This window comes from Bacillus sp. hwrm1 (assembly GCF_040207805.1).
GTDB lineage: Bacteria > Bacillota > Bacilli > Bacillales > Bacillaceae > Bacillus > Bacillus velezensis.
Genome location: NZ_CP157943.1, coordinates 3,765,954 through 3,776,759, shown reverse-complemented (window position 1 = coordinate 3,776,759; position 10,806 = coordinate 3,765,954). Strand labels below are relative to the sequence as shown.

General features: G+C 52.7%; 2 protein-coding genes and 1 pseudogene. All 3 read left to right on the top strand.

The features are described from left to right. Positions 1 to 17 precede the first annotated feature (17 nt). Positions 18 to 3,110: pseudogene (gene srfAB / locus ABK447_RS18960) on the top strand (surfactin non-ribosomal peptide synthetase SrfAB); the annotation flags it as partial. Between the two features lie 16 nt (positions 3,111 to 3,126). After that, on the top strand, positions 3,127 to 3,291 hold the full coding sequence (gene comS, locus ABK447_RS18955) for a competence protein ComS (protein WP_012116773.1): 165 nt from the start codon (positions 3,127 to 3,129) through the stop codon (positions 3,289 to 3,291). Beyond that, positions 3,213 to 10,778, top strand: coding sequence for a non-ribosomal peptide synthetase (locus ABK447_RS18950; RefSeq protein WP_269775696.1), 7,566 nt, complete (start codon positions 3,213 to 3,215; stop codon positions 10,776 to 10,778). The genes comS and ABK447_RS18950 overlap by 79 nt, the downstream gene beginning before the upstream one ends. Positions 10,779 to 10,806 lie beyond the last annotated feature (28 nt).

Genomic DNA, 10,806 nt, shown 5'->3' with positions numbered 1-10,806 from the left:
AAAGACAGAGGTGACATATGAGCAAAAAATCGATTCAAAAGGTGTATGCACTCACACCGATGCAGGAGGGAATGCTGTATCATGCGCTGCTTGATCCGTATTCTTCCTCCTACTTCACACAATTAGAGCTTAGGATTCACGGAAGCTTTCAGCTGGAGCTTTTTGAAAAAAGCGTCAATGAGCTGATCCGGACATATGACATTTTGCGTACGGTATTCGTGCACCAGCAGCTTCAAAAACCGCGCCAAGTCGTATTGGCGGAGCGGAAGACGAAGGTGCACTATGAAGATATCAGTCAATTAGATGAATCGCGCCAAACCGAATATATTGAACGCTATAAACGCGGCGTGCAGCAGCAGGGCTTTCATCTGGCGAAAGATATTCTCTTTAAAGCGGCGGTGTTCAGACTCAGTGAGAAGGAGCTGTATCTCGTCTGGAGCAATCATCATATCGTCATGGACGGCTGGAGTATGGGCGTTTTGATGAAAAGCCTGTTCCAAAACTATGAAGCGCTTCGTGCCGGCCGGCCCGCCGGGGGAAGCCAGGGCAAACCTTACTCTGACTATATCAAATGGCTCGGAGGCCGGGATTATGAGGAGGCGGAACAATATTGGAGCAGCCGCCTGGCGGATTTCGAACAGCCGAGCCTGCTCCCGGGCCGTCTGGCAGCAGAAAAGAAAGACTACCAAAATGAAGAATATTCTTTTGTCTGGGATGAAGAGCTGGTCGCGCAGATTCAGCAGACCGCCAACCGGCATCAAGTCACGGGGCCTAACCTGTTTCAGGCCGTTTGGGGTGCGGTGCTCAGCAAATACAACTATACAGACGATGTGGTGTTCGGCACCGTCGTATCAGGCCGTCCTTCAGAAATCAACGGCATAGAAACGATGGCGGGGCTGTTCATCAATACAATTCCCGTCAGAATCAAGATTGACAAAGATGCAGCCTTTTCGGACGTGATGGCGGCAGTTCAGAAAAACGCCGTGGAAGCCGAGCGCTATGATTATGTGCCGCTCTATGACATTCAAAAGCGCTCCGCCCTGGACGGCAGCCTCTTAAATCATTTGGTCGCGTTTGAAAACTATCCGCTGGACAAAGAGCTGGAAAACGGGGGCATGGAGGAAAGACTCGGCTTTTCCATTAAAGTTGAACATGCTTTTGAGCAGACGAGCTTTGATTTCAATCTCATCGTGTATCCGGGAAAAACGTGGACTGTCAAAATCAAATACAACGGAGCGGCTTTCGCTCATGATGCCATCGAACGAACGGCGCACCATCTGACCCGCATGATGAAAGCCGCGGTCGGAACGCCTGACGCGCCCGTGCGGGAACTCGGCCTTGTTTCAGGCGAAGAAGAGCGGCAGATTGTTGAGATATTCAATGATACGAAAACGGCGCTTCCGGAAGAGGAGGCCGTTCACCGTTTGTTTGAAGCACAGGCAAACCGGACGCCTGCAAGCATCGCGATAAAAGAAGCGGGACGCGAATGGACCTACCGTGAAGTGAACGAAGCGGCCAACCGTCTGGCGAGACACCTTGTGAAGAGCGGGCTGGAAAAAGGCCGGACCGCCGCTATTATGAACGACCGGTCTGCGGAAACCGTTGTCGGAATGCTTGCCGTCCTAAAAGCAGGCGGCGCATATGTGCCGATTGATCCGGCTTTTCCGGAGGACCGTCTCCGCTTTATGGCGGAAGACAGCTCGATTCGGCTCGTACTGACAGTTCAGGACTATCAAGAACAAGCGGGCGCATTGCAAGTCCCGGTCGTCATGCTGGATGAAAGCGCGGATGAAACGGTAAGCGGAACAGACTTGAATCTTCCGGCCGGCGGCAACGACTTGGCGTATATCATGTATACATCCGGATCGACCGGCAAACCGAAAGGCGTCATGATTGAACACAGAAATATCATCAGGCTCGTCAAACATTCGAATTACGTGCCGGTTCATGAAGAAGACCGGATGGCGCAAACGGGAGCCGTCAGCTTTGATGCCGGAACCTTCGAAGTCTTCGGCGCATTGCTGAACGGAGCGTCATTGCACCCGGTGAAAAAAGAGACGCTGCTTGACGCCGGACAATTCGCCCAATTTCTGAAAGAGCAGCGGATCACGACCATGTGGCTGACGTCTCCGCTGTTTAATCAGCTTGCCCAAAAGGATGCCGGCATGTTTAACACGCTCCGGCACCTCATCATCGGCGGTGATGCGCTTGTGCCGCATATCGTCAGCAAAGTGAGAAAGGCATCACCGGAGCTGTCGCTTTGGAACGGATACGGGCCGACGGAGAATACGACGTTTTCGACGAGTTTTCTCATTGATCAGGATTATGACGGTTCGGTCCCGATCGGGAAGCCGATCGGAAATTCCACTGCGTACATTATGGATGAAAACCGCAATCTCCAGCCGATCGGCGCGCCCGGTGAGCTGTGCGTCGGCGGAAGCGGAGTGGCAAGAGGCTATGTGAACCTGCCTGAATTAACGGAGAAGCAGTTTGTCCGCGATCCGTTCAGACCGGATGAAATGATATACCGGACGGGGGACTTGGCGAAGTGGCTTCCGGACGGCACGATCGAGTTTCTCGGCAGAATTGACAACCAAGTAAAGGTCCGCGGTTTCAGAATCGAGCTCGGCGAAATCGAGGCGAAAATCAGCCAGGCGGAGAATGTGACGGAATCTGCGGCTGTGATCCGGAAAAATAAAGCGGATGAAAATGAAATCTGCGCTTACTTTACGGCAGACCAAGCCCTTTCGCCGGAAGACCTGCGCAAAACACTTTCGGAATCACTTCCGGAATATATGATTCCCGCGCACTTCATCCAGATGAATCAGTTTCCGCTTACGGCGAACGGAAAAATTGATAAAAAAGCGCTGCCTGAGCCTCAGGCTGAAGCCGTTCAAAAAGAATACGTAGCGCCGAAAACGGAAGCGGAGCAGAAACTCGCTGACATTTGGGAAGGCATTCTCGGTGTAAAAGCGGGTGTGACTGACAATTTCTTCACGATTGGCGGACATTCTTTAAAAGCCATGATGATGACCGCTAAAATCCAGGAGCACTTTCAAAAAGAAGTACCGATTAAAGTGTTATTTGAAAAGCCGACCATTCAGGAGCTAGCGCATTATTTGCAGCATGAGAGCGAGGAGGAGCAGCAGTTTGAACCGATCCGACAAGCGCCTTATCAGAAGCATTATCCTGTTTCCTCAGCACAGCGCAGGATGTATATCCTTAATCAGCTCGGACAGGCCAGCACGAGCTACAACGTCCCTGCTGTACTTTTGCTGGAAGGGTCAGTAGACAAAAAGCGTCTTGAGGAGGCCATGCAGGCATTAATCAACCGTCATGAGACACTGCGTACGTCATTTGACATGGCAGAGGGAGAAGTCGTGCAGACCATTCACAAAAACGTGTCGTTTGAGCTTGAAACCGCCGAGGGCCGGGAAGAAGATGCAGAAGAGCTGACAAAAGCCTTTATCAGGCCGTTTGCGCTCAACCGCGCGCCGCTTGTCCGTTCGAAGCTGATCCGGCTTGAAGAAGACCGGCATCTTCTGCTGATTGACATGCACCACATTATTACGGACGGAAGCTCAATGGGCATTTTCATCGGTGATCTTGCGAAGCTTTATCAAGGCACGGAGCTTGCGCTGCCAAAGATTCATTATAAGGATTTTTCAGTCTGGCAGCGTGAAAAAGCAAATCTCGATCAGCACGAAGCCTACTGGCTTGATACGTTCAAAGGCGATCTGCCGGTGTTGGATCTGCCGCTTGATTTCCCGCGTCCTGCCGAGCGCAGTTTTGAAGGGGAACGCGTCATCTTCGGGCTTGATAAACAGGTGACGGCGCAGATTAAGAAGCTGCTGGCTGATACGGATACGACGATGTACATGTTCTTGTTAGCCGCTTTTCAAGTGCTGCTGTCCAAATATTCGGGGCAGGAAGACATCATAGTCGGGTCTCCGGCGGCCGGAAGACAGCATCCTGATCTCCAAGACGTGCCGGGCATGTTTGTCAACACAGTTGCGCTTCGGTCGCATCCTGCCGGCAAAAAAACGTTCAAACAATTTCTGGATGAGGTGAAAACAGCGAGCCTTCAAGCTTTTGAGCATCAAAGCTATCCGCTTGAAGAATTAATTGAAAAACTGCCGTTAACGAGGGACACAAGCCGGAGTCCGCTGTTCAGCGTGTTATTTAATATGCAGAACATGGAGATCCCGGCCCTGCGGCTCGGAGATTTGGAGATTTCTTCATACTCCATGCATCATCATGTCGCTAAATTTGATCTTTCCTTAGAAGCGGCTGAACGCGGAGAAGAGGTCGGATTGAGTTTTGATTACGCGAAAGCCTTATTTGCGGACGAAACCATCCGCCGCTGGAGCGCTCATTTTGTCAATCTGATTAAAGCCTGCGCTGAAAATCCGGATATTCAGCTGGCCGACGCAAGCCTGCTGTCCGCTCCTGAACGGGAAGCGCTCCTTTCTGATGAAAAACGTACGGAAGCGGATCTGCCTGAGGGCACTTTTGTTTCGCTGTTTGAACGGCAAGCGCAAAAAACGCCTGATCTCACGGCGGTTGCGGGCGGAATAAGTCTGACATATCGTGAGCTTGATGAACGCTCGAACCGGTTTGCCCGCCACCTTCAGGCTTGCGGAACGGGCAGTGAGGACATTGTGGCCATTATGATGGATCGTTCGGCCGACTTGATTACCGCGATTCTCGGCGTCATGAAAGCCGGAGCGGCATTTCTCCCGATTGATCCGGAGACTCCTGAAGAGAGAATCCGCTACTCTCTTGAAGACAGCGGAACGAAGCTTCTGGTCGTCAATGAAAGAAACATGACCGCGGCCGCCGTTTATAAAGGAAAAACGGTCGTAATGGAAGACGGAGAATGGCAGAACGAAAGCGCCGGCCGGCTTGAAACGGAGCCCGGCGCCGACCAGCTTGCATATATCATTTATACCTCGGGAACAACGGGCAAACCGAAAGGCGTCCAGCTGGAGCACCGCAATCTAATCAATTATGTCACATGGTTCAGCCGTGAAGCCGGTTTGACCGAAGCTGACAAATCTGTGCTGCTGTCTTCTTACGCATTTGATCTCGGCTATACGGCCATATTCCCGATTCTTCAGGCGGGCGGCGAGCTGCACATTGTGCCGAAAGAGACGTACACCGCGCCTGATCAGCTTGGTGAGTATATACAGAAAAACGGCATTACGTATATGAAACTGACGCCGTCATTGTTCCATATGATCGTCAATACAGCCCGTTTTACGTCAGAACGCCGTTTCAGCCCGCTTCGTTTAGTGGTGCTCGGCGGAGAAAAGATCATCACGTCCGATGTCCGCAAGTTTCATGACGTATACGCCCATACCGACTTCATCAATCACTACGGGCCGACGGAAACGACGATCGGCGCCATTGCCGGACGGATCAATATGGAGCGCCTTGATCAATATGAGCAGCGTCCCGTCATCGGCCGCCCGATCGCAAATACCGGCGCGCTTGTATTGGACGGAGCAATGCAGCTCGTTCCTCCGGGCGCAAGCGGCGAGCTTTATATTGCCGGGAAGGGGCTTGCCAGAGGATATCTTCACCGTCCGCAGCTGACGGCGGAGAAATTTCTCTCAAATCCTTTTTCACCGGACAGCCTGATGTACAAAACGGGAGATGTCGTCCGCAGGCTTCCTGACGGGACGATTGAATTTATCGGCCGTGCGGATGATCAGGTGAAAATCCGGGGCTACCGCATTGAATTAAAAGAGGTTGAAACTGTGCTGTTAAGCGTAAACGGCATTCAGGAGGCGGTCGTTCTCGCAGTCAGCGAAGGCGGGCTGCCGGAACTGTGCGCGTATTATAAAGCCGACAGCGAGCTGAAAGGCTCTGAGCTTCGCAAACGGCTTTCCGAAACACTGCCGTCTCATATGCTTCCGGCTTATTTCATGCAAGTAGACCGCATTCCGCTCACAGCCAACGGAAAAACCGATAAAAACGCCCTTCCGAAACCGGGCGTCAGCCAAACGGCGCAAACAGTTTCAGCCTTGCCGGAAACGGAATTGGAGGAAAAGCTGTGCCGCATTTGGAAACAGACACTCGGTACGGATACGCTCGGCATTGACGATAATTTCTTCGATTATGGCGGGCACTCTTTAAAAGGCATGATGCTCCTCGCCAATATTCAGGCTGAACTGGACAAAACGGTTCCGTTAAAAGCGCTGTTCGAACAGCCGACTGTCCGCCTGCTTGCCGCATATATCGAAAAATCAGCGGTATCTGAGGGATATCGGATAATCTCACCGGCCGACAGTGCAGACGCGTACCCGTTATCATCCGCCCAAAAACGGATGTACGTCCTGAACCAGCTTGACCGGGAGACAATCAGTTATAATATGCCGTCCGTTCTTCTGATGGAAGGAGAAGTCAATATTTCAAGGCTTCAGGAAGCGCTCAATCAGATGATCAATCGCCACGAGTCTTTGCGGACGTCCTTTATCGATCAAAACGGCCGCCCGATGCAGCAGATCGCAGAACAGGCTGACATTGACCTGCACATCTTTGAAGCAGCGGACGAGGAGAAAGCGGATCTTATCATTCAGGCATTCATTAAGCCGTTCGATCTGAGTGCGGCTCCGCTCATTCGGGCCGCTCTTGTCAGACTGAATGAAAAGAAACACCTGCTGCTGCTGGATATGCATCATATTATTGCCGACGGCGTGTCTAGAAGCATGCTGGTCAAAGAGCTCGCTCATCTTTACAAAGGCGGAAGCCTGCCGTCGCCGAACCTGCACTATAAAGACTTCGCCGTCTGGCAGAATGAACCCGAGCAGGCCGAACGGATGAAAGACCATGAGCGTTATTGGCTCTCCGCATTTTCCGGCGAGCTTCCTGAATTGAATCTGCCGACCGATTTCCCCCGTCCGCCGGTTCAAAGTTTTAAAGGACAATCCGTCCGTTTCAGAGCGGGGCGTGAAACGGAAAAAGCGGTGCGTGAATTAATGGAATCATCGGGAGCGACTCTTCATATGGTGCTTCACGCCGCGTTCCATGTCTTTTTGAGCAAAATCACGGGGCAGCGCGATATCATTATCGGCTCGGTGACCGCCGGAAGAACGAGCGCTGAAGTTCAGGAAATGCCGGGGATGTTTGTCAATACGCTTGCGCTTCGCAATGAAACGCGAAAAGAGCAGACCTTCGCCGGGCTGCTCGAACGGGTGAAACAAACCAATCTTGACGCGCTGGCGCATCAGGATTATCCGTTTGAAGATCTGATCGGAAAGCTTGACCTGCCGAGAGATATGAGCCGCAACCCGTTGTTCCAGGTTATGGTGACGACAGAAGATCCGGATAAAGAAACACTGGAACTGGAGAACCTGCGCATCACTCCGTATGAGTCAAACCAAGGCACGGCGAAATTCGATCTGACACTCGGCGGCTTTACGGATCAAGAAGGTCTCGGCCTTCAGTTTGAATATGCGACTGATCTGTTTAAAAAAGAAACAATTGAAAAGTGGAGCGCCGGGTTCCTGCGGATTCTGAAGCAAGCGGCAGAAAGTCCGGACAGAAAGCTGCCTGAGATTTCACTGATCAGCGATGCTGAAAAACAAGCCCTCCTTGACGCATGGAAAGGAAAAACAATTTCTGTGCCGCGGGACAAAACGGTTCACCTTCTCTTTGAAGAAACGGCCGCCCGCTACGCGAACCGGCCGGCCGCGGCATATAACGGCGCGAAATGGACGTACGGCGAGCTGAACGCAAGGGCGAACCGCATCGCGCGCATTCTCATGGACTGCGGCGTCACGGCTGACGAACGTGTCGGCATTTTGACGAAACCGTCCTTGGAAATGGCCGCGGGCGTACTCGGCGTCCTGAAAGCGGGCGCGGCATTTGTGCCGATTGACCCCGACTACCCGGAAGAGCGCATCAGCTACATTTTGCAGGACAGCGGCGCCAAGCTTCTTCTCACACAGGAAGCGCTGGGCGTGCCGGACAGCTACAACGGAGAAACGATCCTGCTTGACGGCAGCCGCTCCATTCTGAGCCTGCCGCTTGATGAAAACGATGAAGCGAACCCGCAGACGGAAACAACGGCGGATCATCTCGCTTATATGATTTACACGTCAGGAACGACCGGACAGCCGAAGGGTGTCATGGTCGAACACCATGCGCTGGTGAACCTGTGTTTCTGGCATCACGACGCATTCGCCATGACGGCGGATGATAAAAGCGCCAAATACGCGGGCTTCGGTTTTGACGCCTCCATCTGGGAGATGTTCCCGACATGGACCATCGGCGCGGAGCTTCATGTCATTGACGAAGCGATCCGGCTGGATATCACCCGCTTAAATCACTATTTCGAGGAGAACGGCGTGACCATCACCTTCCTGCCGACGCAGCTGGCCGAACAATTTATGGAGCTGGAAAATACCTCTCTCCGCATGCTTCTCGTCGGCGGCGACAAGCTGAAGCGGGCGGTGAAACAGCCGTACACGATCGTCAACAACTACGGCCCGACGGAAAACACCGTCGTCGCGACAAGCGGCGTCATCAATCCGGAGGAAGGATCGCTTTCGATCGGACGGGCAATTGCCAATACGAGAGTTTATATTCTCGGCGACGGCGATCAGGTGCAGCCGGAAGGCATTGCCGGTGAATTGTGCGTGGCCGGCCGCGGTCTTGCGCGCGGATACCTGAACCGTGAAGAAGAAACGGCGAAGCGGTTTACCGCAGATCCGTTCGTGCCCGGCGAGCGCATGTACCGGACCGGCGACCTCGTCAAATGGAACGCGCAGTGCGGCATCGAATACATCGGGCGTATTGATCAGCAGGTCAAAGTGCGGGGCTACCGGATCGAGCTTTCAGAAATCGAAGTCCGCCTCTCCCAGCTTGCGGACGTTCATGACGCAGCGGTGACGGCCGTGGAAGACAAAGCGGGCAATACCGCGCTTTGCGCCTATGTCGCTCCTCAGCAGGACGATATTGAAGCGCTCAAAGCCGCGCTGAAAGACAAGCTGCCTGACTACATGGTGCCGGCGTTCTGGGTGGAGATGGACGAGCTTCCGGTCACCGCAAACGGAAAGATTGACAAAAAAGCCCTGCCGGCGCCTGACATTGAAGCGGGAAGCGCCGCGTACAAAGCGCCGGAAACGGAGATGGAGACCCTGCTTTCCGACATTTGGCAGGAAGTGCTCGGTCTTGATCAGATCGGCGTAAGCGACAATTTCTTCACGCTCGGCGGGGATTCGATCAAAGGCATCCAAATGGCGAGCCGCCTGAACCAGCACGGCTACAAGCTGGAGATGAAAGATCTCTTCCAGCATCCGACCATCGAAGAGCTCGTCTCCTATGTGGAGCGGACGGAAGGCAAGCAGGCCGACCAGGGCCCTGTCGAAGGCGAAGCGGAGTTAACGCCGATCCAGCGCTGGTTCTTTGAACGAAACTTTACCGACAAACACCACTGGAACCAATCCGTCATGCTTCACGCGAAAGACGGCTTTGATCCGGACCTGGTGGAAAAAACCCTGCAAGCATTGATTGAACACCATGATGCGCTCCGCATGGTTTACCGTGAAGAAAGGGAAGGCATCATTCAGACATACCTCCCTGTCACAGAATGCAAGGCAAGCTTTGAAATCGTTGATCTGTACGGAACTGACGAGGATATGCTGAAAAGCCAGATTCAGCGGCTTGCCGATCATCTTCAGGGAAGTCTTGATCTGGAGAACGGCCCGCTGTTAAAAGCGGAGCAATACCGGACAGAACAAGGCGATCATCTGTTAATCGCGGTTCACCATCTCGTCGTGGACGGGGTTTCATGGAGAATTCTGCTTGAGGATTTCGCTTCAGGTTATAAACAGGCGCAGCAGCAAAACAGCATCGTCCTCCCGCAGAAAACCCACTCCTTTAAAGATTGGGCGGAGGCGCTGAACACGTTTGCGCAATCAGAAGAGCTGAAAAAGCAGGCGGCTTATTGGGCGCAGGCAGATGCGGAAGAACTCCAGCCGCTGCCGAAAGACCATGATCCGAACAAACGGCTCGTCAAACATACGGCGGCCGTGAAATGTGAATTGACTGAGGAAGAAACGGCACAGCTGCTCACAGATGTTCATCATCCGTACGGAACGGAAATCAACGACATTCTGCTCAGCGCGCTCGGCTTAACGATCGGTGAATGGACGGAAAACGGCAAAGTCGGCATCAACTTAGAAGGACACGGCCGGGAAGAAATCATACCGAATGTCAATATTTCACGGACGGTCGGCTGGTTTACGGCCCAATATCCGTTGATTCTGCAGATCAGCAAGGAAGACGGCGTCTCTTCCGTCATTAAAACGGTAAAAGAGACGGTGCGGCGCGTTCCTGATAAAGGTGTAGGATACGGGATTCTCCGGTATCTGTCATCCGATGAAACAGAAAAAGGCGTCACGCCTGAAATCAGTTTTAACTACTTAGGGCAGTTTGACAATGAAGTGAAAACGGAATGGTTTGAGCCGTCTCCATATGATATGGGACGTCAAGTCAGCGAAGAGTCAGAGGCGTTATACGCACTGAGCTTCAGCGGGATGGTTACAGGCGGCCGCTTCGTCATTTCCTGCTCATACAATCAGGAAGAATATGAAAGAAGCACCGTCGAAACACAGATGCAGCGGTTTAAAGACAATCTCTTAATGATCATCCGCCATTGCACAGCCAAAGAGGAGAAAGAATTTACGCCGAGCGATTTCAGCGCGCAGGATCTTGAGATGGATGAAATGGGAGACATCTTTGACATGCTTGAGGAGAATTTAACGTGACAAAAACAGTTAACAGAAGGGGGGAGCG